The sequence below is a fragment of the Actinomadura formosensis genome, assembly GCF_050948385.1.
GTDB lineage: Bacteria > Actinomycetota > Actinomycetes > Streptosporangiales > Streptosporangiaceae > Spirillospora > Spirillospora formosensis.
The window spans coordinates 3,435,895-3,460,315 of record NZ_CP192011.1 but is presented as its reverse complement, the minus strand read 5'-3'; the positions used below and the strand labels follow the sequence as shown (position 1 = coordinate 3,460,315).

At 69.7% G+C, this 24,421-nt stretch carries 27 protein-coding genes and 2 pseudogenes; 15 read left to right on the top strand and 14 right to left on the bottom strand.

Annotated features, from left to right (window positions below):
* Window positions 1–22: 22 nt before the first annotated feature.
* The gene (ppk2, locus tag ACQP1N_RS16275) at window positions 23–838 is read left to right on the top strand and encodes a polyphosphate kinase 2 (protein ID WP_067800316.1); all 816 of its coding nucleotides are present in this window, start codon (window positions 23–25) and stop codon (window positions 836–838) included.
* On the opposite strand, the gene ACQP1N_RS16270 is transcribed toward ppk2, so the two are convergent.
* Window positions 825–1,592 carry a hypothetical protein gene (locus ACQP1N_RS16270; protein WP_433232276.1) on the bottom strand — a complete coding sequence of 256 codons (768 nt, stop codon included), beginning with the start codon at window positions 1,590–1,592 and terminating at the stop codon, window positions 825–827. The two genes, ppk2 and ACQP1N_RS16270, sit on opposite strands and share 14 nt — an antisense overlap.
* A gap of 224 nt (window positions 1,593–1,816) precedes the next feature.
* Here ACQP1N_RS16270 and ACQP1N_RS16265 point away from each other — a divergent pair, with 224 nt between their 5' ends.
* The 4 genes from ACQP1N_RS16265 (at window position 1,817) to ACQP1N_RS16250 (ending at window position 3,955) form a co-directional block, all read left to right on the top strand.
* Window positions 1,817–2,035, top strand: a complete 219-nt coding sequence (locus tag ACQP1N_RS16265; RefSeq protein ID WP_067800322.1) for a hypothetical protein — start codon at window positions 1,817–1,819, stop codon at window positions 2,033–2,035.
* Window positions 2,035–2,331, top strand: a complete 297-nt coding sequence (locus ACQP1N_RS16260; RefSeq protein ID WP_084263071.1) for a hypothetical protein — start codon at window positions 2,035–2,037, stop codon at window positions 2,329–2,331. The genes ACQP1N_RS16265 and ACQP1N_RS16260 overlap by 1 nt, the downstream gene beginning before the upstream one ends.
* Window positions 2,297–2,920 (top strand): hypothetical protein, encoded by a 624-nt coding sequence (locus ACQP1N_RS16255; protein ID WP_433232274.1) that lies wholly within the window; start codon window positions 2,297–2,299, stop codon window positions 2,918–2,920. Before ACQP1N_RS16260 ends, ACQP1N_RS16255 begins: the two co-directional genes overlap by 35 nt.
* Window positions 2,921–3,145: 225 nt before the next feature.
* Window positions 3,146–3,955 (top strand): IS630 family transposase, encoded by an 810-nt coding sequence (locus ACQP1N_RS16250; RefSeq protein ID WP_433232271.1) that lies wholly within the window; start codon window positions 3,146–3,148, stop codon window positions 3,953–3,955.
* A gap of 270 nt (window positions 3,956–4,225) precedes the next feature.
* On the opposite strand, the gene ACQP1N_RS16245 is transcribed toward ACQP1N_RS16250, so the two are convergent.
* Genes ACQP1N_RS16245 through ACQP1N_RS16235 form a run of 3 tightly spaced genes read right to left on the bottom strand, consistent with a single transcriptional unit; the run spans window position 4,226 to window position 7,229 of the window.
* Entirely contained in the window at window positions 4,226–4,951 is a 726-nt protein-coding gene (locus tag ACQP1N_RS16245; RefSeq protein WP_067800362.1) for an ABC transporter permease, read from the bottom strand.
* Window positions 4,948–6,297 carry a hypothetical protein gene (locus ACQP1N_RS16240; protein ID WP_067800332.1) on the bottom strand — a complete coding sequence of 450 codons (1,350 nt, stop codon included), beginning with the start codon at window positions 6,295–6,297 and terminating at the stop codon, window positions 4,948–4,950. Before ACQP1N_RS16240 ends, ACQP1N_RS16245 begins: the two co-directional genes overlap by 4 nt.
* Window positions 6,297–7,229 carry an ABC transporter ATP-binding protein gene (locus ACQP1N_RS16235; RefSeq protein WP_433232267.1) on the bottom strand — a complete coding sequence of 311 codons (933 nt, stop codon included), beginning with the start codon at window positions 7,227–7,229 and terminating at the stop codon, window positions 6,297–6,299. The genes ACQP1N_RS16240 and ACQP1N_RS16235 overlap by 1 nt, the downstream gene beginning before the upstream one ends.
* A 102-nt stretch (window positions 7,230–7,331) precedes the next feature.
* Between ACQP1N_RS16235 and ACQP1N_RS16230 the strand changes: the two genes are divergently transcribed.
* Window positions 7,332–8,564 (top strand): sensor histidine kinase, encoded by a 1,233-nt coding sequence (locus tag ACQP1N_RS16230; protein ID WP_084263072.1) that lies wholly within the window; start codon window positions 7,332–7,334, stop codon window positions 8,562–8,564.
* A 15-nt stretch (window positions 8,565–8,579) separates the two neighbouring features.
* The gene (locus tag ACQP1N_RS16225) at window positions 8,580–9,257 is read left to right on the top strand and encodes a response regulator (RefSeq protein ID WP_433232731.1); all 678 of its coding nucleotides are present in this window, start codon (window positions 8,580–8,582) and stop codon (window positions 9,255–9,257) included.
* 47 nt (window positions 9,258–9,304) lie between these two features.
* Here ACQP1N_RS16225 and ACQP1N_RS16220 read toward each other — a convergent pair whose 3' ends face one another.
* Both ACQP1N_RS16220 and ACQP1N_RS16215 read right to left on the bottom strand, forming a co-directional pair.
* Window positions 9,305–9,664: an IS3 family transposase gene (locus tag ACQP1N_RS16220; RefSeq protein WP_433232729.1), complete on the bottom strand. Its 360-nt coding sequence runs from the start codon at window positions 9,662–9,664 to the stop codon at window positions 9,305–9,307.
* Between the two features lie 23 nt (window positions 9,665–9,687).
* Entirely contained in the window at window positions 9,688–11,031 is a 1,344-nt protein-coding gene (locus ACQP1N_RS16215; RefSeq protein WP_433232263.1) for an MATE family efflux transporter, read from the bottom strand.
* Window positions 11,032–11,519: 488 nt separating this feature from the next.
* On the opposite strand from ACQP1N_RS16215, the gene ACQP1N_RS16210 reads away from it, so the two are divergent.
* Window positions 11,520–12,785: a DUF418 domain-containing protein gene (locus ACQP1N_RS16210; protein ID WP_433232260.1), complete on the top strand. Its 1,266-nt coding sequence runs from the start codon at window positions 11,520–11,522 to the stop codon at window positions 12,783–12,785.
* Between the two features lie 301 nt (window positions 12,786–13,086).
* On the opposite strand, the pseudogene ACQP1N_RS16205 reads toward ACQP1N_RS16210, so the two are convergent.
* Together ACQP1N_RS16205 and ACQP1N_RS16200 are read right to left on the bottom strand one after the other, a co-directional pair.
* Window positions 13,087–13,259, bottom strand: a pseudogene (locus ACQP1N_RS16205) (IS110 family transposase); the annotation flags it as partial.
* A 338-nt stretch (window positions 13,260–13,597) separates the two neighbouring features.
* Window positions 13,598–14,611: an alpha/beta hydrolase family protein gene (locus tag ACQP1N_RS16200; RefSeq protein ID WP_433232258.1), complete on the bottom strand. Its 1,014-nt coding sequence runs from the start codon at window positions 14,609–14,611 to the stop codon at window positions 13,598–13,600.
* A gap of 65 nt (window positions 14,612–14,676) precedes the next feature.
* Between ACQP1N_RS16200 and ACQP1N_RS16195 the strand changes: the two genes are divergently transcribed.
* A complete protein-coding gene (locus ACQP1N_RS16195; RefSeq protein WP_433232256.1) occupies window positions 14,677–15,522 on the top strand; it encodes a PaaX family transcriptional regulator C-terminal domain-containing protein in 846 nt (281 codons plus the stop codon).
* Window positions 15,523–15,838: 316 nt separating this feature from the next.
* Here the strand turns inward: ACQP1N_RS16195 and ACQP1N_RS16190 are convergent, their stop codons facing one another.
* Window positions 15,839–16,207 (bottom strand): hypothetical protein, encoded by a 369-nt coding sequence (locus ACQP1N_RS16190; protein WP_433232254.1) that lies wholly within the window; start codon window positions 16,205–16,207, stop codon window positions 15,839–15,841.
* A gap of 281 nt (window positions 16,208–16,488) precedes the next feature.
* Complete coding sequence (locus ACQP1N_RS16185) at window positions 16,489–17,067, bottom strand: helix-turn-helix domain-containing protein (protein ID WP_084263364.1); 579 nt, start codon at window positions 17,065–17,067, stop codon at window positions 16,489–16,491.
* 88 nt (window positions 17,068–17,155) lie between these two features.
* On the opposite strand from ACQP1N_RS16185, the gene ACQP1N_RS16180 reads away from it, so the two are divergent.
* The gene (locus ACQP1N_RS16180; protein ID WP_433232251.1) at window positions 17,156–17,767 is read left to right on the top strand and encodes a hypothetical protein; all 612 of its coding nucleotides are present in this window, start codon (window positions 17,156–17,158) and stop codon (window positions 17,765–17,767) included.
* The gene (locus tag ACQP1N_RS16175) at window positions 17,764–18,720 is read left to right on the top strand and encodes a hypothetical protein (protein WP_067804956.1); all 957 of its coding nucleotides are present in this window, start codon (window positions 17,764–17,766) and stop codon (window positions 18,718–18,720) included. The genes ACQP1N_RS16180 and ACQP1N_RS16175 overlap by 4 nt, the downstream gene beginning before the upstream one ends.
* A gap of 344 nt (window positions 18,721–19,064) precedes the next feature.
* Here the strand turns inward: ACQP1N_RS16175 and ACQP1N_RS16170 are convergent, their stop codons facing one another.
* The 4 genes from ACQP1N_RS16170 to ACQP1N_RS16155 form a co-directional block, all read right to left on the bottom strand.
* The gene (locus ACQP1N_RS16170; RefSeq protein ID WP_067804959.1) at window positions 19,065–19,454 is read right to left on the bottom strand and encodes a hypothetical protein; all 390 of its coding nucleotides are present in this window, start codon (window positions 19,452–19,454) and stop codon (window positions 19,065–19,067) included.
* Window positions 19,455–19,725: 271 nt separating this feature from the next.
* Window positions 19,726–20,103: a hypothetical protein gene (locus ACQP1N_RS16165; protein ID WP_207394054.1), complete on the bottom strand. Its 378-nt coding sequence runs from the start codon at window positions 20,101–20,103 to the stop codon at window positions 19,726–19,728.
* A gap of 77 nt (window positions 20,104–20,180) precedes the next feature.
* Window positions 20,181–20,501, bottom strand: coding sequence for a hypothetical protein (locus ACQP1N_RS16160; RefSeq protein ID WP_067804961.1), 321 nt, complete (start codon window positions 20,499–20,501; stop codon window positions 20,181–20,183).
* 56 nt (window positions 20,502–20,557) lie between these two features.
* The gene (locus ACQP1N_RS16155) at window positions 20,558–21,187 is read right to left on the bottom strand and encodes a DJ-1/PfpI family protein (RefSeq protein WP_242608831.1); all 630 of its coding nucleotides are present in this window, start codon (window positions 21,185–21,187) and stop codon (window positions 20,558–20,560) included.
* Between the two features lie 206 nt (window positions 21,188–21,393).
* Between ACQP1N_RS16155 and ACQP1N_RS16150 the strand changes: the two genes are divergently transcribed.
* From ACQP1N_RS16150 to ACQP1N_RS16135, 4 genes and pseudogenes are all read left to right on the top strand, one after another.
* Window positions 21,394–21,621, top strand: coding sequence for a GNAT family N-acetyltransferase (locus tag ACQP1N_RS16150; protein WP_433232247.1), 228 nt, complete (start codon window positions 21,394–21,396; stop codon window positions 21,619–21,621).
* Window positions 21,622–21,758: 137 nt separating this feature from the next.
* A pseudogene (locus tag ACQP1N_RS16145) lies at window positions 21,759–21,958 on the top strand (IS30 family transposase); the annotation flags it as partial.
* A gap of 612 nt (window positions 21,959–22,570) precedes the next feature.
* A complete protein-coding gene (locus ACQP1N_RS16140) occupies window positions 22,571–23,053 on the top strand; it encodes a hypothetical protein (protein ID WP_433232244.1) in 483 nt (160 codons plus the stop codon).
* Window positions 23,054–23,138: 85 nt separating this feature from the next.
* Complete coding sequence (locus tag ACQP1N_RS16135; RefSeq protein WP_433232242.1) at window positions 23,139–24,296, top strand: ISAs1 family transposase; 1,158 nt, start codon at window positions 23,139–23,141, stop codon at window positions 24,294–24,296.
* Window positions 24,297–24,421 lie beyond the last annotated feature (125 nt).

Genomic DNA, 24,421 nt, shown 5'->3' with positions numbered 1-24,421 from the left:
GCTGCGGAGGTAGAAGTCACCGATGGGCAAGGACGGCAAGGCCAAGAGACTCCCCCGCGAGCTCTACGAGCGGGAGCTGTTCCGCCTCCAGGCGGAACTGGTGAAGCTGCAGGAGTGGGTGCGGGCCGAAGGCGCCAGGGTCGTCGTGGTCTTCGAGGGACGCGACGCCGCCGGCAAGGGCAGCACGATCAAGCGGGTCACCGAGTACCTCAACCCGCGGGTGGCGCGCATCGCGGCGCTGCCCGCGCCGACCGACCGCGAGCGCACGCAGTGGTACTTCCAGCGCTATGTGGAGCACCTTCCGGCCGCGGGCGAGATCACGCTGTTCGACCGCTCCTGGTACAACCGCGCGGGCATCGAGCGGGTCATGCGGTTCTGCACGAAGGAGGAGTACATGCGCTTCCTCCACCAGTGCCCGAGCTTCGAGCGGCTGCTCGTCGAGGACGGCATCCTGCTGCGCAAGTACTGGTTCTCCGTCGGCGCCGCCGAGCAGGAGCGCCGCTTCCGCAAGCGGATGAACGACCCGATGCGGCGCTGGAAGCTGTCGGAGATGGACCTGGAGTCGATGACCCGCTGGGAGGACTACTCGCGCGCCAAGGACGAGATGTTCCTCTACACCGACATCCCCGAGGCGCCGTGGTACGTCGTCGAGAGCGAGGACAAGCGGCGGGCGCGCATCAACATGATCGCGCACCTGCTGTCGACCATCCCGTACTACGAGGTGCAGCGGCCGCCGTTGCGGCTGCCGCCGCGTCCCCAGCCGGCGGGATACGAGCGTTCACCGCGCGGCATGCAGAGCTACGTCCCGGACCACACGGCCACCCTCAGCGAACCGTGACCAGGACGCTTCCATAGGAGAAGCGTCCATTGTCCTTGGCGACCGCGACGATCAGGGTGAGTCCGGGTCTCACCGCCGTTCCCGGGTCCGGGAACGGCGCGTCGAAACCATCGGTGCCGCGGATGGCGCCTACAGCGCCAACGGCCTGCCGGCCGGCCTGGACGGCGACGTACGTCGGCGGAGAGTCCGTCGCCACGTGAATCCGCGGCCTGGTCCCCACGGTGGCCCGGGACGCCGGGGAGAGAATCTGCATGGTCGCGGCGGTCTCGGGGTCGATCCGTCCGTCGTGAGATCCGTCGGCCATCGAGTGGGCGACGACGGCACCGACCGGGCGCAGTGTCCTGTCCTCGACGAGCAGGTAGAAGAATGCGCTGGGCGTGCCTCTGCCCTGGGTGGTCTCGGCGACCTGCCGCCATGTCGCCGGCCCCTCGGGGTGCATGGTGAGACGGGGCAGGGCCGCCCGCAGGCCGTCCGCCGAACCGTACCGCCGTTGCGCCTGGGGAGTGAGCAGGTCCCACGCGGCCCGGACATCGCCTTGGGCGAGGGCGGTCTGCCACCGCCGCGGCACATCCCTGATCGCGCTGGTGTCGGGTGGCAGCCGGCAGCAGGGATCGGAATCGTCCAAGGACCGGCCCGAGTGAAGCCACGCCGCCGCACCGACCGCCAGCCCGATCAGCACCACCACCACGACGACGATGAGCGCCGGACCCGTACGTAGCGGCCCACGTCGTTTCGCCGCCGGGGTCGGGACCATCAGCGGACGGGGAGGCCGGTGATGGTGCGGCCGATGACCAGGCGCTGGATCTCCGAGGTGCCCTCGAAGATCGTGAAGATCTTCGTGCGCGGACCCGTGACCTGCATTTTCCCTGGTCATCCCCACAATGAGTCCGTTCCTGACACGCTTGATCCCGTTGTGAACACCCTTTTTCCCACTTGATCAACTCCCAGTAGTCTCCCACACTCCCCCGGGCAGAACCCATGACCGTCCACGAGATCGAGACCACCGTCACCCGGCTCCGTGCGCTGGAGTGGCTCACCCGCCAGCCCCTCGACCGGCTTCCCGTCCTGGTGTGGTTCGCCCACGAGGACGGCGGCCTCGTCCGGCACCGCACGCAGGGAACCGTTGCCGGGATCCTCATCACCCTCCACGCCGAATACCGCCCCGGTGCCGATCCCCTGGAAGCGTGGAGACTTTGATGTACCCCATCGTCCAGGACCCGGGCGCCAGCGATCAGACGATCTACACTTGGCGCGGACAGGACCTCATCGACAAAGGTCAGGCACCCGGCACGACCTCGACCGAGCAGGCTGAGCTACCGGCGGCCCGCAGACAGATCCGGGAGCTGGAGACCGAGCTGGACGAGGCCTACCTCGCCGTCTTCGGCCAGCATCCCGACCTGCCCGGAGCTTCACCACGAGCCAGCCGACCTGCCCTCACCGACCGCGCGGAGGACGAACGTGCTCAGCCAATCAACCTTCATCATCCCGCCTGAGATCGAGGCAGGGCTCCTCAGCGGTGACCTCATCCAGTACGGCGGCATTGTGCGCAACCAACTCGGGCAGATCGTGAAGCATCTGAAGGAAGTCCAGCTTCCCGTGAGCAACGAAGCGGCGGCGGCGCGGGTCGCGGCGGTGCTGAAGAACCCCCGCGTGTTCATCCCGACGCTGGTGGTTGGTGCGGCGGTGACTGCGGGTGGCGCTGCCTTCGCCACTGCGAGGAAGCGCAAGAAGGCAGCTGTGCCGGAGTGCGTTGAGCGCTACAACGCCTCACTGGGCACTTACCTGGAAGCGGTCCATGAGGGACGCCTTGAGGCAGACATCATCGACCAGCTCATCTCGGCACTGGATGCTGTCGTGGCCTACTCCGACGAGAACGGCGACAGCATCAGTCTGGACTTCTCCACTGAGCAGGCCGCAATGCTCGTCAAGATCGTGGTTGATTCCACGAGGCAGCTTGCCGTCGAGAACTCCATCGACCTGAGCGAGCTTGAGGAAGAGGCACCGGCTTCCGAGAGCGGAACAGTTGTTGACCTGCGGCGTTACCTCGAGGTCCAGAAGAAGCTCTTCACTGACGCGGCATAGTTCGCCGGGCCTGATGACTGAAAGGGTATTTGGTCATGGAATGCGGCTATAAATGCCAGTTCTCGCGTCCCGGGCGCCCGGCGACCTGGCAGCACAGTGAGCCCATTCCAGCCTGAGTGTGCAGATCACAGCCCGGTTGCGGGCGACGGATGTGGGCTGTGAATGAGTGAAGCCCCTACTAGTGTTCTGAGTCAATAATTCTTTGTTAGTCGGTAGGTTGTGGGGATGCCGAGCCCGAAGCTGGAACCGGTGGTGTTGTCGGAGGAGGAGCGGTCGGTGCTGACCGGGTGGGTGCGTCGCCGCAAGACCTCGCAGGCTTTGGCGTTGCGGGCGCGGATCGTGCTGTTGTGCGCCGAGGGCGGCACGATCGCCCGGGTCGCTGAGCAGGCCGGGACTTCCCGCAACACGGTGTCGAAATGGCGGTCGCGGTTCCTGGCCGGCCGGCTGGAGGGCCTGAGCGACGAGCCGCGCCCGGGCCGGCCGCGCGTGATCAGCGATGAGCAGGTCGAGTGGGTGGTCACCGCGACGCTGCAGGAGACGCCCGGTGCGGACACGCACTGGTCGACCAGGTCGATGGCGGCGGCGACGGGGATGTCGCAGCCGGCGGTCTCGCGGATCTGGCGGGCGTTCGGCCTCACGCCGCACACCGTGCAGACCTGGAAGCTGCCGGCCGGCCCGCAGTTCGTGGACAAGGTCCGCGACGTGGTCGGGCTGTACCTGGTGCTGGACAACTACGCCACCCACAAGACCGAGCAGGTCCACAAGTGGCTGATCCGCCACCCCCGGTTCCACCTGCACTTCACCCCGACCAGCTCATCCTGGCTCAACCTGGTCGAACGCTGGTTCGCCGAAATCACCAACCGCAAACTCCGCCGCTCCGCGCACCGCAGCATCATCGAACTGGAACGCGACGTCCGCGGCTGGATCAACGAGTGGAACACCGACCCCAAGCCGTTCGTGTGGACCAAGACCGCCGACGAAATCCTCGAAACCCTCACCGCATACTGCCAAAGAATTAACGACTCAAGACACTAGAGCCTCTGCCGAAACCGGGGCTCTTCATGGAGCGGCGAGAGAGTGCGGCATTGGCGTTCGTGACCATGTTGCAGGTGCTGCGGCAACGCGGTACACGGTGCTGATCTTGCGTGAGGTGCGGGGCTGGTTCGCGTGTGAGGTTGCCGATCTGTCTCACGGGCCTGCGGCCGTCAACGGAAGGAGCCCGCAGAGGACCAGCAGGAGCGCGACGCCAGCCAGGGCAGCAACCCCGATGATCGTGAGAGTTCGTTTGGTCATTGACGTGTCCCTTCACGCGTCGCGGGTGATGAACAGGACCGCGCCCAGCAGCAGGGCGGCGCCGGCGTAGGCGGCCAGGACACCGAGACCGCTCCACGGTCCGATGGGCAGGTCACCGAGGTTGGTGGTCGCCTGCACGGCGAGTCCGGCGGACATCGGTGCGTACCGCTCGATTCGGATGTGCCAGCGTTCGTCGCCGATGAACTGGGCGAGCAGCGGAAAGAGGTAGAGCAGGCTCAGGACGGTGGTGAGGGCTGCGGCGGTGTGCCGAAGTGCGGTCGCGATGCCGAGGCTGAGCAGGGTGACGAGGCTGAGGTAGAGCACGGTGCCCAAGGCCGCGCGCAGGGTCGGTCCGCTGGTTACGGTGAGGCCCTGGTCCCCCACCAGGATCCGGGCGGCGACCAGCGATCCGGTCACACTGGCCAGCCCGGTGCTGATGACGGTCGCGATGACGGTCGCCGCCTTGGCGAGCAGGACCCCGGTCCTGCGCGGGGCGCAGACCAGGGTGGTGGATACAAGGCCGCTGGCATATTCGTTGGTCATCACCGACACGGCGAGCACGACGATGGCGATCTGTCCGCAGTAGACGCCCGAGAGACCGGCTGCTACCGGGTCGGGCCCGGTCGTCAGGGCGACCGTCGCGGCGCCCAGTGCGATCGTCGACGTGGCGGCGGCCAATAGCAGCCATGCGGTGCTGCGTATCGTGTGCAACTTCGTCCATTCGGCGCGCAGGATCATGCGTCGCGCCTGCACAGCAGCCAATACCCGACGCCAAGGGCGGCCGCGGCGTAACCGGCGAGTACGGCCACACCGCTCCAGGGGTACCCGACGGACATGCCCGCGACCGGGGTGACCTCAAGCAGCGGGGCGCCGACGTCCGCGGGCAGGGCGGGCGCGGTGATCTGTGGGACGAACACCAATGCCATGACGGTGGCGATGGCTCCGGTGGTACGCCGCAGGATCACCCCAACGCCGAGGCTGAACAGTGCGAGGAGGGCGAGGAATGCGGCGCTGCCGACGATGACGCGCACGGCCGTCGCGGCCGACGGGTCTGGGAAATACGGCGGGCGGTAGCCATGGTCGTGCAGGATCGGCTGCGAGAGCCAGAAGGCGGCACCGATGGCGACCAGGCCGGCCGCGAACGTGGTGACGCCGAGCACGAGCGCCTTGGCCGCGAGGACCCTGCCCCGCCTTGGCGTCGCGACGAATGTCGTCCAGGTCAGGTTCCGCCGGTATTCGGCCGTCATGAACAGCGTTCCGATCGTCACGAAAAGGATTACGCCCACGGTGACCCCGCTGAGGGCGGCGTCGAGGCGGGTGGGGTCGTGGTCGGGCTCGGGCGGGCCGAGCTCACCGGATCCGGTCAGGGTGAACTCGCCGCCGGATCGGGCTGTGCTGCCGGCCGGCGGCGCGGGGGGCTCGGTGCGGCCGGGCACGGGTGGCGGGGCCACGTCCTGGCTGCTCCAGCCGACCAACGGTTGCGGCGTGACGGCGACCATGTCGAATGTCGCCCGCCCGACGGTGTGCACGGTCTCATACCGTTTAGCGGCGGGGGTGCCCACGACACGGACCTCGTCCGGCGATGCGACGAAGAGGCCGACCTCGACCGCCTGCGCAAGTCCGCTGAGCGTCACGGCACCGACCCGACGCCAGGTCGCGCCGTCGCTCGACTCGTACCCAGTGATGGTGCTGCCGGTGCGGGCAAGCTTGAGCCAGCGCGGCGCGGGTGTCGGGCTGCCGGCGAAATCGGTGATCGTGCCCGAGCGCATTCGCACGCCGTGGCGGGGGGTGAGCATCACTGCCACGTACGCCAGGTGCTCCTTGATGATGACGCCGGCCTTGGCCCACGGGTGGCTCGCCTGCTGAGCCCGTACCCGGGCGACGATGGTGACATCGCCTGTCACAGGTTGACGAACGAATTGGAACCGGTCGGCCGGTTCGTCGGCGGCGCGCGGGGTGAACGTGCTCGCCGAAGATTGCAGCACCGCGAGTACCAGCATCAGGGAGACCGCGGTGAGCAGGCACCACACGGTGGAGCGCACGGTGCGGAACTTCGTCCACTCCGATCGGATCACGGCCGGCATCACGCGCTCCTTGTGGCGGTGTATTCGGTCGCGTCGCGGGTGATCTCCAGGTACGCCTGCTCCAGGGACGCGCGGTGGGCTGTGAGCTCGGAGAAGGGCAGTCCGGCGCCGGTGAGCAGGGCGATGATCCGCTCACCGGTGAGGCCCGCGACAGTGAGGGTCCCGGGTCCGGTCAACGCGGCCGTGGCGCCGGTTTCACCGGTGAGCGCAGCTATCGCTTCGGTCGGCCGCGCCGTGCGCACCACGACCCGGTCGCCGGACGCCTGGGCGAGCAGGTCGGCGACGCTGATGTCGGCGACGAGCCGGCCCCGTGCGGCCACGATGAGATGGTCGGCGGTGTCCTCCAGTTCACTCATCAGGTGGCTGGACACGAACACCGCCCGGCCCTGTCCCGCGAGCCCGCGCAGCAGCCCACGGATCCAGTGGACGCCCTCGGGATCGAGGCCGTTGACCGGCTCGTCCAGCAGCAGCACCGGCGCGTCACCGAGCAGTGCCGCAGCGATGCCCAACCGCTGCTTCATCCCCAGCGAAAAGCCACCGGCCCGGCGGCGGGCGACCGGCGCCAACCCGACGGTCTCGAGTACCTCGTCCACCCGCTTCGGCGATATCCCGTTGGATCGCGCCATCCACAGCAGATGGTCGCGGGCCCGGCGCCCGGGGTGGAGGGCGCCGGCATCCAGCAGTGCACCGACACTGCACAACGGGTTACGCAGGCTTCGGTACGGTCGGCCGCAGACCAGCGCGGTGCCAGCGTCCGGCGCGTCCAACCCGAGAATCATCCGCATCGTCGTGGACTTGCCCGCCCCGTTGGGCCCGACGAACCCGGTCACCCGGCCCGCCTCCACGGCGAACGAAAGCCCGTCGACGGCGACCGTCCGTCCGTAGCGTTTACGCAGTCCCCGGCACTCGATTGAAGTCGTCACGGGCTCCATGCAAGCTGCCGGTGCGATGTGGCACAGGAGCGTGCTCCCGCATCTTTGGGGGAGGGCCAGCACCCATGCCCGCAGGCGTCGTCACCGTCTACGGTGATGGTCATGGCGGACACGGCATGGGAGGCGCTGCGGGACAACCCGCTGCGCTTCTTCGCCTCGCTATGGCTTCTGCGGACCGTCGCCTACGGGCTCTCCAGTGCCGTGGTCGGCGTGCTCTGCTTGATCTGGCTTCCCACAGCGCTCGTGCTCGGCGCCGTGGTCGCGGCACCGGCGTTGACGCGTCCTCTCGTGGCGCTGGAGCGGCGGCGGGTGGTCCTGCTCGGCGGGAGACCGTTGCCGGACCCGCACGTCCGCCCTGATCGGCCTGGGCCCATTGCGGGGCTGCGCTTCCGGTGCGCGGAAGCCGTGACCTGGCGGGAACTGGCCTACCTCGGGCTGCACGCCAGCGCACTGCTGGTGCTCAACCTGGCGGCGGTCCTCGCCCTGTCCGCCCCGGTCCTGGCCTTGATGTCGATCAACCTGACTACGACCCGCGCCCCGACGGATCCGGGCACCGGCACCGACGTCGTCGTCGCCGTGCTCATCGGCGCGCTCGGCGTCCTCGCCCTGCTGGTCGTCGGGTTCTTCGCCGTCTACGCCGTGCCGGTCACCGCAATCGCCCACGCCAGGGTGGCCCACCTGCTGCTGGCGGCGGGGTCCGGCGAGACGGTCCGCATGCTCACCCGTTCACGTGCACGGCTGGTCAACGCGTTCGAGGTCGAGCGCCGCCGCATCGAACGCGACCTGCACGACGGCGCACAGCAACGCCTGCTCGCGCTGGGCATGACGCTGGTCGGCGCCCAATTGGAGTTCGACGATCGGCCTGAAACCGCGCGGGCACTCGTCAACCAGGCCGCGGAGGAGGCCAAGGCCGCCCTGTCCGAGCTGCGCGAGCTGATCCGCGGCATCCACCCGCACGTCCTCACCGACCTCGGCCTGCCCGCCGCGGTCGCCGAACTGGCCGACCGTGCGACGGTCCCGGTCACCGTCGCGGTCGACGTGCCTCACCGCCTGCCGACCGCAGTGGAGTCAACGGCGTACTTCGTCGTCGCCGAGGCGCTGTCCAACGCCGCCAAACACGCCACCGCAACCCAGGTTTCCGTCACCGGCGGACTCGCCGGCGCCCGCCTCGGTATCGAGGTCCGCGACAACGGGATCGGTGGTGCGGACCCTGCCGCCGGCACCGGCTTGGCAGGCCTCGCCGACCGGGTCGACGCGCACGGCGGCACACTGGCCCTGTCCAGTCCGCCCGGCGGGCCGACCATTCTGCGACTGGAACTGCCATGCACTGGATAACGGGATAGCCGGATGCTGCGCATAGTCCTTGCCGACGATGCGGTCCTCCTGCGCGAGGGCCTGGTCGCGCTCCTCGCCCGGTTCAACCACCACGTGGTAGCCGTCGGCGATGCCATCGCGCTGGCTGCCACCGTTGACGACGAACGCCCCGACGTGGTCGTCACCGATGTGCGTATGCCGCCCACGTTCACCGACGAAGGGTTGCACGCGGCTGTCGCTCTGCGCCTACGGCATCCGGGCCTGCCCGTCCTCGTCCTCAGCCAGTACGTCGCCACCGCGTACGCCGCCAAACTCCTCGAATCGACTGACGCCGGTGGGGTCGGCTACCTGCTCAAGGACCGTATCCTCGACGTAGCCGAATTCGTCGACGGCGTCGAGCGGGTCGCCGCCGGCGGCTGTGTGATCGACCCCGAAGTCGTCCGGCAACTCCTCACCCGCCGTCATGACCCGCTGACCCGGCTCACCCCCCGCGAACGCGAAGTCCTCGCCCTGATGGCCGAGGGCCGCTCCAATGCCGCCATCACCGCAGCGCTCACCATCAGTGAGAAGGTCGTCGGCAAGCACATCAACTCAATCTTCACAAAGCTCGACCTGCCTGCGGACAGCACCGACGACCACCGCCGGGTCCGCGCCGTTCTGACCTATCTCCAGCCGCATCGCCAGAAGCCGGCCATACAAAGGGAACCGCCCTGAAGATCGTATGGGCGGGGTGGTGATCTGTAAGACGCCGCCGTGGCGGGCTACCGACGGAAATCCCTGACCGGCCGTGAGGTCCCCCGCTTTGCCGGAGACCTGGTTATCGGGCGCAGGTAGGGTCGGGTCGGATTCGTAGCCGGGTCGGATTGATCTTGCTGGCGGCGGTAAGAACGCCTCCTCGTACTCGTCCGGCGACAGGCCGCCCAGCCCTGCTGGATGCGGCAGGGGTTGTACCGGCCGTCGATGTAGCGGAAGATCGCCGTCTCGGCCTCGGCGCGGGTGGCGAAGGTGGTGCCCGGCCAGTAGATCAGCTCGGTCTTGAGGGGCGACCACAGGTTCTCCGCATCGCCCGGCGGCGAGGGCCGGCGCTGAGCCGGGGTCCGCTTCGGTGCCCGGACCGGCACCGGAGCGGGCACCGGGCGCGCGCTCAGGCCGTGGCCGGAACGGCCGCCGCCGCGCTGTGCCGGCGGAAGCACCAGCCCTGTGCCGCGACCAGCACCAGGTTGGCCGAGACGAGCGCGCCCCAGAGCCCGCTGAGACCGCCCATCGCCGCCGCCGGACCGGCCGCGATCGCCAACGCCCCGTAACACACGGCGAAGCACATCATGCTGGGCATCGTCCGTTTGATGCCGATGAGTCCGAATCCGAAGAGGGCCTGGAAGGCGTCCGCCACGGTCGCCGCGAGGACCAGCGGCAACAGGTCCACGAGACCTGCGCGTACCTGCGGGTCGCTGCTGAAGACCTCCAGCACCGGCCCGCGAAGGAGGGTGAGCGCGCCGCCCAGCACGATGACCGCGCCCGCCGCGACGATCAGCCCCGACAGCACACCGGAACGGATGCCGTGAAGGTCGACGGCCGTCAGGCGTTCCGCCACGACCGGCACGATCGCCTGCCCCACCGCCACGGCGGCGGTGAACATCAGGTTCACCAGCGACACCGCGACGCTGTACACGGCCGCCTCCCCGGTGCCCACCCGAGAGGCCGCGAACGCCAGGACCCCCAGCACGGCGAACTTGATCAACACGGTGGCGGCCAGCGGGATCCCGACCCGGGCCAGCCCAAGGATCTCGCCCGGACGCGGCCGCCCCGGCAGCAGGGACCGGCCGGCCAGCCGCGGCGCGCAGCGCAGCGCGACGAGCGCCACGGTGGCACTGATCGCACTGGAGCTCAGCATCGCGATCCCGGCGCCGTCGAGACCCAGCGCCGGAACCGGCCCCGCGCCACCGACGAGCACCAGCGACAGGACCACGGCCGCGCTCGTGCCGGCCAGCCCGGCGCGCATCGCCGACCGGTTGCGGGCCAGGCCGATCAGCGCGGATGTCGCCGTGGCCCCCAGGGCGGTCGTGATCGTGCAGATCGCGAGAAGCAGCGGGAAGGAGCCGAGCTGGTCGAGCGTCTCTCGCGGCACCCCACCGAGCCGTCCGATCAGCGGAACGGCGGCGACCGCGGCGGCGCCCAGCCCCCCGGTGACGATCGCGAGCCACATCCCGCTGCGCACCACGCGGACCAACCGGTCCGGGTCGTCCCGCCGTTCGGTGACGAATGGCATCAGCCCGCGCTGCGCCCCGGCGATCGCGGCGGTCGCGGGACCGAAGACCGCCATGGTCACCGCCAGGCCGGCCAGCGACGCCGTCGCATGGTGACCGAGCACCGCCATGTCCACGAGGGCTCCCGCCGAGGCGGCGATCATCATCAGATACAACGGCAGCGCAGCGCCGGCGATCTGCGTGATCCGGACCGCCGCCCCGGGCCGCCCGTCGTTCGCTACCACTTGTCACTCCCGCCCGTCCGCTGGATACGGATGATGGCCACCGGCGGCCACCCCACCACGGCCCGGGCCGGACCACGGTGAGAGTGCGCGCCGCAGCTCCGGCGGGCAGCCACGTCGTCCCATGCCACTCCTTCAACATCAAGTGGCACAAGAATCCACTAATCCACCTCCGCCACACCCAGGGCACACCAGAGCCTCCACCGAACCCGGGGCGGTTCGCCGACCGGAGTACGACCTGCGACTCCACGCCACGCATCCAGTTCGCCCTCGGCGGGTTTCCGGGTGAACAGGGCGAGGAGAGCGAGCCGGGGCAGCCCTCGCAGCAGGCCGTACACGGACAGCACTGGGGGGCGAGGAACGCCCCGCCCCTTCTCGTCCTCCCGGCGCTTGGCCGTCGTGCGCGCCTCCGCTTGTCGACCGTTAGAAGCAATCATAGTACGATCGTATGGAGAACGAACGTTTAGAGTTCGATAGTTCTAAGGAGTGCCGTGAGCGCCCGACGACGCACGAAGATCACTCCGCGCCCCCTGCCCACGACATGGGAGCAGCGGCAAGGTCGCGGCGCCCGGCTGGCGCAGGTGGACGCGCTGCGCGGCTTCGCGCTGCTCGGCATCCTGACGGTCAACATCACCTACATGGCCTCCGCCTATCACGGCACCGGCCTGGAGGACCCGGGCCTGGGCGGCCCGCTGAGCGAGGGTGTCCGCCGGCTGGTGGCGGTGCTCTTCGAGACGAAGTTCTTCCTGCTGTTCTCGTTCCTGTTCGGCTACAGCTTCACGCTGCAGATCGACTCGGCCGAGCGACACGGCGCCCGGTTCGCGCCACGCTTCCTGCGGCGCCTGACCGGGCTGTTCGTGATCGGCGTCATCCACGCCGTCGTCCTCTTCCCCGGCGATATCCTCACCCTGTACGCCGTCCTCGGCCTGGTCCTGCTCGCGCTGCGCCGCATCCAGCCCCGCACCGCGATACGGATCGCCCTGGCGCTGCCGGCGGTGACCGCCCTCGGATACGCGCTCCTCGCGCTCGCCGTCGCCCATGCGGGCGGGGCCGGCTCGATCCCCGCGTCCACGGCATCCGCCGCGGCACAGGCGACCGAGGCCCTGCGCGGCGGGCCGGCATCGGTCATCGGCGCCCACCTCCAGGAACTGCCGGACGTGGCAGCCCTGTTGATCTTCTTCCAGGCGCCGTCCGCGCTCGCCGCTTTCCTGCTGGGCCTGGCGGCCGGACGCCGACGCGCCCTCGCGGACACCGACCGGCACCGGCGGCTCCTGCGGCGGCTCCAGTGGGTCGGCTTCACGGCCGGGCTGCTGGGCGGCATCGTGTACGCGAACGCGAACCTGGACCACCCCGAGTCGGCGTACCAGCTTTTCGCCTTGGGCCTCGATGTGATCACCGCTCCCCTGCTGGCCGCCGCCTACGCGGCGACCGTGCTCCGCATGGTCCGCGGCCGCTGCGGCCAGGCCGTGGTCACCGCGCTCGCGCCGGCGGGCCGTATGTCGCTGACCAACTATCTCGGGCAGTCCCTGGTCTGCGCCCTTCTGTTCACCGGCTTCGGGGCCGCGCTGGTCGGCCGCGTCCCGCCCATCGGCGTCGCGGCGATCGCCCTGACCTTGTTCGCGGCGCAGGCAGTGGCCAGTCGATGGTGGCTGCGACACCACGCCTACGGCCCACTGGAGTGGCTGCTGCGTGCCTGGACCACGCTGTCGACACCACCGTGGCGCCCGCGCAGCGAGACACGGTCACCCCGGCCATGATTCTCTTTTGTACGTTCACTTTCTTGGCCCGCAGCTCGGCGTATTCGTACGCGACACGGACAAGGGGCAGTGGTGGCGCCGTGTCCAGCAGGCGGACGACCAAAAGAGCGACCACCTCTGACAAGACCATTGGGCGCTGCCGGCGGCCCTGAAGCGAACTCCGGACCGGGAATGCCTCGGCTGCGGCCACCATTGGCCGAGTCCACGCACCCGCGCCTCTCAGCCACTGCCCACTTCAACGCCACGTTGATCAGATCGGCCGGGTTGTCCTTCGTCTGCGCCCCGGTACGGATCGCCTCAGGAGCGGGTTGATGGCACAGACGTTGCGGCCGGTGGCGCGCAGGCAGGCAACCAGCAGGCCGCGGCCGGTCTCGATCGCAACCGGGATCCGTCGTCGGGGGTATCGCCGTGCTCAGCGAGCAACGCGACTTCGTGACGCTTCCCGCTCCAGCCGATCCCGCAGGTCACCCTCACCAACGGCACTAAGGCTCGCCATCCGATCAGCGGTTCGTGACCCCGGCCGACCGCAGACCCCACGGCCTGTCTCAGGGTCCACGGCTCGGGAACGGCGAGCGGTGGTTCTGCGGCCGGCTCAGCACACGAACGTGCTGAACCTCAGGAGCGGACCGCCACCCGTCCGGCTGCTCCGACAGCGCGTCCGCCTGCCGAGAGGAGCCCATGCTCCTGATCGGGAGCAGACGTCATCCGCACGGTGAGCCGGCGGGTGGCGGTTCACCGACATTGGGGTTCGGGCCCGTCGGCTCTCAATCCGTCGGCGCGGTCGGTGTCACTGATCCGGGCGGCGATGGCGGTCAACGCTCGGCCTCTTCCAGATACCGTCGCTGGTCCCGTAGGAACCCTGGGACGAACAGCGCCCTGGGCGTGGCGATGGCGGTCACGTAGGTCTTGAAGGAGGAGTCCTCGATGTCCTTGCGCATCAGTGAGTGGACGGCAGCCGGATAGCGCAGGATCCGCAGTTGGCCCGGCATGCGCAACCGATGGCGATATCCGGCCTCGGTATCGGCGACGTCGACGTTGATGTCGTGGCCCGCAAGGATCAGCAGCACCGGCACCCGCAGGGCGGCCAGGTCCGCGGACGCGTCCGAGGTGTAGTTCTTGGTGATGAACGTCCACCGGTCACGCGAGATGCCGCGCACATCACCCCCCGCGGCCCGATACTGCTCATAGGTCTGGCCGTTGCCGAGTGCGCGGCGCATGCGGTCACTCTCAGCGAGCCGGGCCTTGACCCGGCTGGGTGAGGCGTTCCGCGCGCGGAGTTCGGCGAGCAGGTTGTAGCGGCCCTGCCGGAGCCAGTTGATCGCGGGCGAGACGGCGATGAGGAACTTCACGTCGGGCGACAGCCTCGCCGCCTTGGGCATGACCCAGCCCGCCTGGCTGCCGCCCCACAGCCCTATCCGGTTACGGTCGAGGTCGGAGCGCCGCTTGGCCCACTCGATCGCCGCGACGGTCTCCTCCGCGCGGTCCCGCATACTCTGGTGCAGCCAGTTGCCCGGTGCTCCGCCGACGCCCGGCTTGTTCCAGGACAGCGAGGCATAGCCGGCCCTGGCCATCGCCTCCCAGATCGGCCGGTAGAAGCCGTCGGCGGTGGCGTCGACCGGTCCGTCACCGTGAACGAACACCACCAGCCCGTATGGCCCGTGACCATGCTCCGGCATCGCCAGAACTCCCCTCAGCGGCTGCTCGCCACCGGTGATCGTCACCTTCTCCTCCCTGAGGTCGTAATCGTGCTGGTAGATCACCCAACCGCCCGCCCCGGCGATCACCACCAGCACCGTCAGCAGCGAGACCCAAATCCGTTTTCGCATGGCCACCTCATTTCGTTCATTGTTGACACGATCGTAGCAAGAACGAACGTAGTACGATAGTTGTCATGCTGGAGATACCGGGCCGGTTGCTGGTGGAGGCGATGGTCCGCGCGGACGGAACCGTGGACTGCGGTGACCTCTACACGGTGGCGGGGCACCTGGGGATGACCGACCAGCAGGTGCGGCTGTCCATCAGGCGGCTGGTAAACGACGGCCATTTCGTCCAGGAGGGGCGCGGACGGAAGGCCATCCTGCGGGCGACCGCCGAGACATGGCGGTCGATCGAGCCCGACATCGAGTTCGTGCGGCTCATGTACCGGCAGGACCACGGCGAGGCACCTTGGGACGGGGTATGGCACCTGGCGGGGTTCGCGATCCCGGAATCGACGCGTCCCGCGCGGGACGCGCTGCGGGAGGCGATCGTCCATCTCGGCGGCGCCCCCGTCCAGAACGGCCTCTACGTATCGCCGAACGCCTGGGAGGACCTGATCGAAGCCGACGCCGCCAGGCTCGGCGTCACGAATCACCTCACCTTTCTCACCAGCCGCGACCTGCGCATCGGCACTGAACGCGACCCCCGGGCCCTGGCCGCGGGGCTCTGGCCGCTGGACGAGATCGCCGAACGGCACATCCGTCTCATCGAGATCGCCGCAAAGCACCTGACCCGGCTGCGGACCGATCCGCCGGAGACCGAACAACTGACCATCGCCATCGAACTGGCCACCGAGTTCACCCACGCCATGGAACCCGACCCCCTGCTGCCGCCCGAGCTGCTGCCACAGCCCTGGCCCGGGACGGAGGCTCGCGAACTCGTCGCGCAATGCTGGGCGCTACTGCTCAACAAGCCGCACCACAACGCACCCCGCCTTTTCGAGGTCTACACCGAGGCCGCGCAATCAGTCACGGCCTGAACTGTCCTGGCCGCATGGAACTCCCCCGCCCCACGTCGTGGCTGCCCAACGGCGGAGCTCCTGGTGGTCAAGATCGTCGCAAATCTCGATCTACCAGGAGCCCCCTCGTCGTCACTCACGCCGCGCGGGACGCAACCGGCCCGTGACCTGCGGACTCAGCTTGGAATCTCCGCAATGGCCGGGACCTCCTGAGATCTGCTGGGGCAGGTCAGGGAGAGGTGGCGGATCGGGGAGCAAGGTGCCGAACGCGCACGGGGACCGATCGCGACCGACGCACTCGCGGAGTTGCGTCGATTCACCGTCGCCGAACTGGAGGTCATCGAGACGTTTCTGCATCACGCACTGGATAACCAGATCCGTCATGCAGACCGCCTACGTTCACCGGCACCGGATCGGTGAAGCCCACGCGCGCCGCTTCCAGACCGGGTTCGAGGTGCAGCGCCCGGTTGTACGACTCGATCGCCTGGCTCCAGCGTCCGACGGCTGCGCGGACCTCGGCGAGTTCTCGGTGGTGGCGGGGCTCCTGTGGAGCGAGCGCCACCGCCCGCGCGGCCTTGACGATCGCATCGTTCACATTGTGGAACTCGAGGTTGGTCCAGGCCAGCAGGCTCCACGCCTCGGAGTTGGAGGCGTCGGCGTCCCTCGCTTGGCATGCCGCGTAGACGGTGGCCCGGTAGTCGTTCATCCGCAGGTGGCGCCCGGCCTCCTCCAGCCAGTCGGTGCCCTGCGCCGAGCCAGAGGGTCGACACCAGTCGCCCCAGTAGCCCGGTCAGGACCGGCACGCCGAGGGGCGCCCGACAACAGTGGCCACTTCACGGCCGTCATACGCGAGGTCGCGCGGGCGGCCCGCCCAAGACGCCGCCCGCGGGCCCGTGCGGCCCCCAGCCCTCCTTGGTGCCCCCGCGATCAGCTCGCGGATGAACTCGGCCGGCGCGGCGAACCCAGTCACGAGCCAGGTCCGCACGGTTATCCGTGAAGGGGTGGGGGAATGGTGACGCGGGCGAAGCGGATGGGGCGTTCGGTGTCGTTGAGGTAGGTGTAGGTGCGGTCGCTAGCGAAGCGGACGGCGTGGCCTTGGCATAGCTCGTGGCGGTCCCGGCCGAGCAGGAGGACGAGCCGGCCGGTGACGACGAAGATCAGTTCCTGGGCTCCGGTGGGGTCGGCGACGGCGTCGTAGCGTTCGCCGGGGCCGAGCCGCCAGTCCCACAGCTCCACCGCGGAGGAGCCTTGGCCGGTGATGGTGACGCGCCCGTGCCCGGTCTTGGACTTCCATGGGGTGACCATCTGCTTGGGGGTGACGAGTTTGAGGGCGCCGCCCTGTTCGGCGCCGATGAGGGCGGCGAAGCTGGTGCCCAGGGCGCGGGCGAGGCGCTCGACGGTGGCGAGGCTGGGGTTGCCCTCGCCCTTCTCCACGAGGGTGATCATCCTTCGGCTGATCCTCGAACGCTCGGCCAGCTCGGCCAGGGTCATGCCGCGGTCGGTTCTGCGGGCGCGAAGGTTGCGGGCCACGACCTCTCCGATAGCGGACGGATTCGCTTCACTCATGATGATGCATCATATTGCACTATTGATTGACAGATTGCCCTCTTTGGGAAATATTATGCATTCCGCGAGGCTGGAGGAGAGGGAAGCCATGACCGGCAGTACGGCGGTGCGACAGGTCCCGCCGCCCACAGCGGAGCAGCTCGACAAGGCGTTGGAGAGGCTCGGCGCCGTTGTGGAGCCGAGCCCGGCCGCGGTGACACGTCCAGGCGGTCCCCGCGAGTTCGGGCGGCCGCGGTCCGGCGACCGCGTTCGCCGCGGGCAAGAGCGGGACTGCGGCGACGGCCGTCGTCCCGGTCGGCGGCGGGGCCTCGCCTCCGGTCTCGCCCCGTGGGCAGGACACTGCGGCGCCATGCGGATCGCCGGAGTGGGGTCCGCGCAGTCGCCGGGGGTGTCGAGCACGGTGCAGGCCGGGACGGTCGCGGACGTGCCGATCAGGCCGCCGGTCGCAGACGGGATCACGGGCCATATCGAGGCCGGCTGCATCACCCCCTCGCTCTTGCAGGACGCGGAGTTCACCTCGGGCACCGACGCGGAGCTCCTAGCGGCGATGCGGTGGCCGTTCACCGGGCACGGCCTGACCGTCGAAGGCGCCGGAGCCTGCCCGATCCTGGCCGGGCGCGTCCAGCCGACGGGCACGGTCGTCGCCGTCCTGGCGGGCCGGAACATCCCCCTTCCCACCTACCTGGAGGCGCAGTCATGACCCGCCCCGCCGTCCTTACCGAAGAGCAGGTCCGCGAGCTGCTGCCCTTGTCCGAAGCGCTGGACGTCACCCGGGACGCCCTCATCGCCCAAGCCCAGGGTGAGGTCACCCAGCCCGACCCCTGGCACCTGGACATCCCCGCCTCCCGCGGCGAGGTCCACGTCAAGGGCGCATGGCAGCACGGCGCCGAGTACTTCGCCGTCAAGTTCGCCACCGGCTTCTACGGCAACGGCGACAAGGGCCTGCCGGTCGCCTCCGGGCTCAGCATCATCGCTGACGCCACCACCGGGTTCCCCGTCGCGGTCGCCCTGGACAACGGCTACCTCACCGAGGCCCGCACCGCCGCCGCAGGCGCCCTGGCCACCCACGCCCTGGCCCGGTCCGACGCTCGCGTCGCCGCGGTCATCGGCCCCGGCATGCAAGGCCGCGCGCAGATGCAGGCCCTGCTGGAACTGCGCGAGGTCGAAGAACTGCGCGTCTACGGCCCAAACCACGCCAAGGCCTCCGATTTCGCCGAGCACATGCGCACCCTGCACGGCTGGAAGGTCACCGTCGCCTCCTCGGCCGAACAGGCCGTCCGCGGCGCCGGGATCATCACCACGGCGACTCCCACCCGCCAGCCGCACATCTACCGCGAGTGGCTGTCCCACGGCGCGCACATCACCGCGGTGGGAGCCGACCAGCCCGGCAAACGGGAACTCGCCCCCTCGGTCCTGGCCGCGGCCGACTTGTTGGCCGCCGACGACATCAACCAGGCCCGCCGCAACGGCGAGTTGCAGTACACCGACCCCGAAAGGCCACGCGTCGTCGCGCTCGGCGACGTTCTCGCCGGGAGAACGCCCGGCCGCGCCTCGCCCGCCGACATCACCATCGCCGACCTGACCGGCCTCGGCGTCCAGGACGCCGCCGTCGGCACCGCCATTGCCCTCAAGCTCAAGGAGCACACCTCATGACCAACAACCTCAAGGTCCACCGCGCCGGAGCCGCGCGGCCGGTCCCGGTTTGATCCGCGCAATCCCGCCGGTCTGTGACCGAAACCGCTTGCGGCAGTACGCGCCTGGGCACGCACGGCTCTTCCGGGCCGTCCGGACGGCGGCACGCCGGACTCGTCCCGGCCCCCGGCCACACGCGGGCGAGTCCGCTGAGAGGTCGCGCGCGAGCAGCGCCCGGCGTACGCCGGGAAGCCGTTGCTCGCCGTGTACCGGGAGCCGGTTCACAGTCCATTCCTAGGGGCATGACCGAGGACCGCGGCGGCGACAGGCTCTGCCCCACCGCTTCACACCAGAGTCCGTAGCGCTCAGATCATGGTGAGGACCTGGTGGGGGCGGACGTAGTAAACTTGAGGGTTGTGGTTATGGGGGCCATAGCCGGTGGTTCCGACGAGGAGAAGGTAGGTCCCGGCGGAGATGCCGGGCCAGTCGTGAAACCACGCGTCCTGCCGGGTGCCGGTGGCGTCCCAGACGATGATCGCTTTGGCGCCGGTCCTGGCGCGCTGGTAAACGCGCTCGACATAGGCGAGGTGGCCGTCTCGCCCGTCCCGGAGGCGAAGGCCCTGCACGGCCTCCTGCCGAAGGGCCCAGCGCTCCGCCTGCCGCGCCGAGTGCCCGCGCAACGCCCTCACGCCGAGCCAGAGGAGTGAGCCGATTACCCCGACCAGCAGGACGAAGCCGATGAAGGACGCTACCAAGGCGCACGCCTCCCAGCCGCGTCAGTCCGGGCCCTGCTTCGAAAGCGTTTCATCCAGCCCACGGCAGATCAGTCAAACGGTTCCCGCCCCACCCCGCAACCGAATCTCCATCTCCGTCCCATCCCGGACACAGGAGCCGGCGGTCCGGGGGTTCACAACGAGCGGGGGCCGGCCGGCCTGGACTCCAGCTGGGCGGGAGGCCGTACGTGGATCGCTACCGTGTGCGAGCGGGGACCTGGGCACGCCGAACGAGCCGGATGTGCCGAGACGTTCACCGAGTACGGCTCGGCGCGCCTGAGGCGCGGCTGGATCCGCGCCGCGATGAGGACCCAGGCGTGACTCCCGAGGCGGCCGCTGGAGACATCGCTGACCTGCGGCCGAGGGCCTGCGCGGCGGTGAGGGCGTTGTCCTGGGCGGGCAGGATCAGCAGGCCCAGGATGGCGGCCGCTGCGGTGGTCAGGCCGATCGAGGTGATCGGCCACCCGCTGCCGAGGGCGCCAAGGCCGCTGGCCGTGGCGAACCCGAAGACGGGAACCGCGATGCCGATGCCGGCGTAGACGCGGCAGATGCGGTGCAAGGTTTGCAGGGCAGCGAGCGCCTCACGGTCATCCGGGGCGCTGTGAGCGCGACGCAGCGCTTTGGGGAACATACTCGCGGCGACTGCGACTGGTCCTATGGCCGGTACCGCCGCCAGGACGTGCGGGGAGAGGAGAAGTTTCGTCATGGTCAGTGTTCCACGGCCGCTGGGACAGTACGGCGTCGGCCGGTGACCTTCGAGGCCGGAAGACGTCCGGCCTTGGACGTGCCGGTCAGGGTGTCGCCATCGACCGTGACCGCGAAGGCCGGGTTCAGGCGGAGGGGCTTGGTGATGGCCTGCCTCCAGGTGAGTCGGTCACCATCGAGGGCGATATCGCTGAGCGGGACGTTCTCTCCTGCCCCGTGGGCTGCCCCGGTCAGGACACCGTCCTGCCGGGCGAATTCGACCACGGCTTCGATCCTGCCGATCGGGGTGGAGATGGACAGGTCCCAGACGCCTTCTGCGGCCATGGTGCTGTTCTTCCTCACGAGTGCGGTGCGGTTGAAGTGCGGGGCGGCATGTGTGGTCAGAGGCCGGCGGGCACGGGGCCTTCGTGGCGCCAGACGGTGCCGCGGCGCTCATGGGCGAATAGTTCTTCGACAGCGTGGGCGATCTGGGGGCCTACCATGCGCTCCAGCAGGTACAGGCCCAGGTCGAGGCCGGAGGTGACACCGGCCCCGGTGACGAGGTCACCGTCGTCGACGACGCGGGCGCTGACCGCGTGGACGCCGGTGGCGTCGAGCATGTCCAGGCCCATGTGGTGGGTGGTGGCGTAGCGGCCCTCCAGCAGGCCGGCCATGGCCAGGACGAGCGAGCCGCCGCACACCGCGCTGAGCGTCACCTCGGGGTTGTCCCCAGCTGCCTTCAGCAGTGTGGGCAGCTCGGTCGTCAGGGCGCGGCCCAGCAGTACGGGGATGAATTCGTCCTGCTGCCATTCCCCGGCCGCCGCGTCGTGGTCGGGGACCTCGCCGGGCTCTCCCACGCGGCCCGAGGCGCCGGGGACCAGGATCAGGCCCGCGCGTGCGGGGTCCAGGGCGGCAGTGGCGCGCAGTACCAGGCCCCCGGTGCCGCTGACCACGACGTCGCCACTGCCCGCGTGGTCTGGTTCCAGGCCGACCCCGACCCGGTGGCCGCTTTCACCCGCGTCCAGCTCCACACCTTCGACCAGCCGGCCCTACCTGTCGACGGGATCGAGCACCTGGACACCCTGCCCGAGCCCGCGCGCGCCACCTTCGGCACCTTCGGCGAGAAGCTCGCCGGCGAGGGCTTCGCCTTCCTGCACTCCCGGATCCACAGCGTCGGCCCGTCCCGACCGCCGTCCGCGACGGCCTCGTGGTGGGCGCCATCGGCCCCACGGAGACTATGCCCGACCCGATCGGCAAGGCCCGGCCGCTGCCGCAGTTCGGTGTGCTGCCCGAGTACCGGGGCCTCGGCCTCGGCCGCCTGTTGCGGCGCGCGGCCATGCATTGGGGCAGCGCCAACGGCGCCGACCACCAGTTGCTGCAGGCCACCGCCAGCGACGCCTCCGACCGGCTTTGCCAGGCCGAAGGACTGGCCGGCCTCGGCTTCGTCTGCACCATGACGGTATGACCCCGTCGTTCGTCCTGACGCCAGGATCGCGGGCGGTGCCCGCCCACCGGCAGCAACAACCCCAAGCTGTCACTCAGGGGCACGGCGACTACTCAACGCTACTTGTCCCTCTGCCGTAGCTACCCGAGCACAGGGCCTACCAGGCCCTGTACATCCAGGGCCGCGAGGCGCTGCGGCGCGAGCTGACGACGTGCCTGCGGACCGGCCGAGCGTTGCGGGTGCCCCAGGCCCGCGCTCGGGGCCGGGCAAGAAGTTCGTCACCGACCAAGTGGTGATCAGCCGGCGGCCCGCCGAGGCCGACGACCGGGCCGTGCCCGGTCGCTGGGAGGGCGATCTGGAGCGCCACGGGGCGCCGTGCAACCGAGCGGAGGTGAAAGGTCTCCGCCGCTGTGCTGTCGCGGCAGCGTAACGAAGCTGGGGGCAGGCCGATCCGGGGAACGCCGGTGAGGCCGGCCAGCAGCCCCGACAACGACGGGACGGGCCAGTACTACCGGATGGTCCGGGCCCGGCAAGCGAGACGGGAAGGTGGACGAGAGGAAGCAGCGCTGTGGCGCCCCTCAAGTTTCCCGCCAGCTCGTAATCCGGTGGATATGGGCTGGATCGCGGTGCGCACCCGCCCTCTCATCACGGGGTGGGGAACTCCCGGGCCGGTTTCAGGTCGCCGGCCGGGAGGCCACGGTGAAGGTCTGCGGCGTGGTGGTGGCGATACCGCAGGGGCATGGCCGGCCGCCTCACCCGACGATCGGTTCATGGTGAACGTGGGAACCGCCCCCGGGTTCCCGCCCGTGCTCGGCCGTCCAGGCCGGGATGGAGCGGGTTGGCGTGTTGTCCGCCGACGGCCTTGGGGGCGGAGGACCCGTAGTAGTCCGAGCCGGGGAAAGCCCGTGCGCATGGCGAAGGGGTCCAGCGGATTCACGCACGCGAGACACTGCAATGGGCGGAGACGCCGGTGAATACCGGCGAGCCGTGGCCCGCCCCGTTCTGGGCGGAGCGACGGGTACGACGGATACAGGCCAAGCTGCACCTGTGGGCGGCCAACGATCCAGGTCGCCGGTTCGATGATCTGTACAACCTCATCCATCACCCCGACTTCCTCACGGTCGCGTGGGCGAGGGTGAGCGGCAACAAGGGCGCACGCTCGCCGGGAGTGGACCGGGTCGCCCCGGCCGCCACCGGCGGCAAGACCGAGGTCACGGCGTTCCCGAACGACACGGGCGAACAGCTCAAGGCCCGTACGTTCACCCCGTTGCCGGTCCGGGAACGCATGATCCCCAAGGCCGGGTCACCGGGGAAGTTCAGGCGCCTGGGCATCGCGTCCGCGATGGACAGGCTCGTGCAGGCCGCCCTTGCGCTGGTGCTGGAACCGATCTTCGAGGCGGACCTTCAGCCGGTGTCCTACGGCTTCCGCCCCAGGGATCCGGCAAGGTCGTGAAGTGAGGGTGTGACCTGCGGGTTCGCTGGTCCGGTAGGCGGGGGTTTGCGGGTTCACGCGTGGCGGGTGGGCCGCGCGCGGTTCGATGGAAGTTCTGACGCTCACCATCGCCGCTGCGAGGGCCCACCCGCCGATGACATTCTCCTGTGTTTCTGCCGCCCGTGGCCAGTACCTGCTGGATCTGCTCGCGCAGGTGCCTGATCCCCGCCGCAGGCGCGGCCGGCGCCACACCCTCGCGAGCGTGCTCGCGGTGGGGATCGCGGCAGTGGTGGCCGGGTCGCGTTCGTTCACCGCGATCGGGCAATGGGCCGCCGACGCCGGTGACCAGGTACTGGACGCGCTGGGCGCGACCCGCGGGGCGGCGGAGGAATCGACGTTCCGGCGGGCGTTCGCCGCTCTGGATGCCGGCAGGCTGGACGCGGTCCTGGGGGCCTGGCTGTGGACCCGGGCTGTGCGGGTGAGCGGCCGGCTGGTGATCGCGGTCGACGGCAAGACCGTCCGCGGCGCCAAGCGCGAGGGCGGGAAGGCTCCGCATCTGGTCGCGGCCCTGGCGCACGGCGCCGGTGCGGTGCTCGGGCAGGTCGCGGTCGCGGCCAGGTCGAACGAGATCCCCGCCGTCCGGGACCTGCTGCGGGCCTTCACCGATCTGACCGGGGCGGTGATCACCATGGACGCCTTCCACACCCAGACCGGCACCGCCGAACTGGTCGTCGGCCGGGGCGCGGACTACGTGATGACGGTCAAGGGCAACATGCCCGGCCTGTACCGGCGGCTGAAGAAGCCGCCCTGGGCCCAGATCCCGGCGGTCTCGACGGTGACCACGGGCCATGGCCGCCGGACCCGCCGCACGATCAAAGTCGCCTCCGCCCCGGCATGGACCGGGTTCACCGGCGCAGCCCAGGTCGCGCAGCTGCGCAGGACCGTCACCCGGCGCGGGAAGAAGACGGTCGAGGTGGTCTACCTGGTCACCAGCGCCGACGGCCGGGCCGCCGACCCGGCGACCCTGGCGTCATGGGTAAGAGGTCACTGGCACATCGAAAACCGGCTCCACTGGGTCCGCGACGTCACCTACCAAGAGGACAAATCCCTGGTCAGGACCGGGAACGCGCCCCGCGTAATGACCACGCTGCGCAACCTGGCGATCAGCCTGCTCCGCCTCGACGGGCACCACAACATCGCCGCCGCCAACCGCCACCACGCCCGCGACCCACAACGCACCCTCGCACTGCTCCAGACCGCATGAACGTCCCAGGTCACACCTCATTTCAGAACTTTGCCGGGTCCCTGACCGCCCATCCTTCACCTACGGCTTCGGATGCGGTTTCATGAACGATCCGTCATGACTGCTGCTCTGGTGACCTGATTCGG

Excerpts from the sequence above, each read along its gene's own strand:
- ACQP1N_RS16135 (WP_433232242.1), top strand. The coding sequence starts at position 23,139 with ATGGAAGTTCTGACGCTCACCATCGCCGCTGCGAGGGCCCACCCGCCG.
- ACQP1N_RS16265 (WP_067800322.1), top strand. The coding sequence starts at position 1,817 with ATGACCGTCCACGAGATCGAGACCACCGTCACCCGGCTCCGTGCGCTG.
- ACQP1N_RS16180 (WP_433232251.1), top strand. The coding sequence starts at position 17,156 with ATGACCGGCAGTACGGCGGTGCGACAGGTCCCGCCGCCCACAGCGGAG.
- ACQP1N_RS16235 (WP_433232267.1), bottom strand. The coding sequence starts at position 7,229 with ATGGAGCCCGTGACGACTTCAATCGAGTGCCGGGGACTGCGTAAACGC.
- ACQP1N_RS16195 (WP_433232256.1), top strand. The coding sequence starts at position 14,677 with ATGCTGGAGATACCGGGCCGGTTGCTGGTGGAGGCGATGGTCCGCGCG.
- ACQP1N_RS16240 (WP_067800332.1), bottom strand. The coding sequence starts at position 6,297 with ATGCCGGCCGTGATCCGATCGGAGTGGACGAAGTTCCGCACCGTGCGC.
- ACQP1N_RS16270 (WP_433232276.1), bottom strand. The coding sequence starts at position 1,592 with ATGGTCCCGACCCCGGCGGCGAAACGACGTGGGCCGCTACGTACGGGT.
- ACQP1N_RS16190 (WP_433232254.1), bottom strand. The coding sequence starts at position 16,207 with ATGAACGACTACCGGGCCACCGTCTACGCGGCATGCCAAGCGAGGGAC.
- ACQP1N_RS16165 (WP_207394054.1), bottom strand. The coding sequence starts at position 20,103 with ATGTTCCCCAAAGCGCTGCGTCGCGCTCACAGCGCCCCGGATGACCGT.
- ACQP1N_RS16250 (WP_433232271.1), top strand. The coding sequence starts at position 3,146 with ATGCCGAGCCCGAAGCTGGAACCGGTGGTGTTGTCGGAGGAGGAGCGG.
- ACQP1N_RS16150 (WP_433232247.1), top strand. The coding sequence starts at position 21,394 with ATGCCCGACCCGATCGGCAAGGCCCGGCCGCTGCCGCAGTTCGGTGTG.
- ACQP1N_RS16245 (WP_067800362.1), bottom strand. The coding sequence starts at position 4,951 with ATGATCCTGCGCGCCGAATGGACGAAGTTGCACACGATACGCAGCACC.
- ACQP1N_RS16185 (WP_084263364.1), bottom strand. The coding sequence starts at position 17,067 with ATGAGTGAAGCGAATCCGTCCGCTATCGGAGAGGTCGTGGCCCGCAAC.
- ACQP1N_RS16230 (WP_084263072.1), top strand. The coding sequence starts at position 7,332 with ATGGCGGACACGGCATGGGAGGCGCTGCGGGACAACCCGCTGCGCTTC.
- ppk2 (WP_067800316.1), top strand. The coding sequence starts at position 23 with ATGGGCAAGGACGGCAAGGCCAAGAGACTCCCCCGCGAGCTCTACGAG.
- ACQP1N_RS16260 (WP_084263071.1), top strand. The coding sequence starts at position 2,035 with ATGTACCCCATCGTCCAGGACCCGGGCGCCAGCGATCAGACGATCTAC.
- ACQP1N_RS16160 (WP_067804961.1), bottom strand. The coding sequence starts at position 20,501 with ATGGCCGCAGAAGGCGTCTGGGACCTGTCCATCTCCACCCCGATCGGC.
- ACQP1N_RS16200 (WP_433232258.1), bottom strand. The coding sequence starts at position 14,611 with ATGCGAAAACGGATTTGGGTCTCGCTGCTGACGGTGCTGGTGGTGATC.
- ACQP1N_RS16175 (WP_067804956.1), top strand. The coding sequence starts at position 17,764 with ATGACCCGCCCCGCCGTCCTTACCGAAGAGCAGGTCCGCGAGCTGCTG.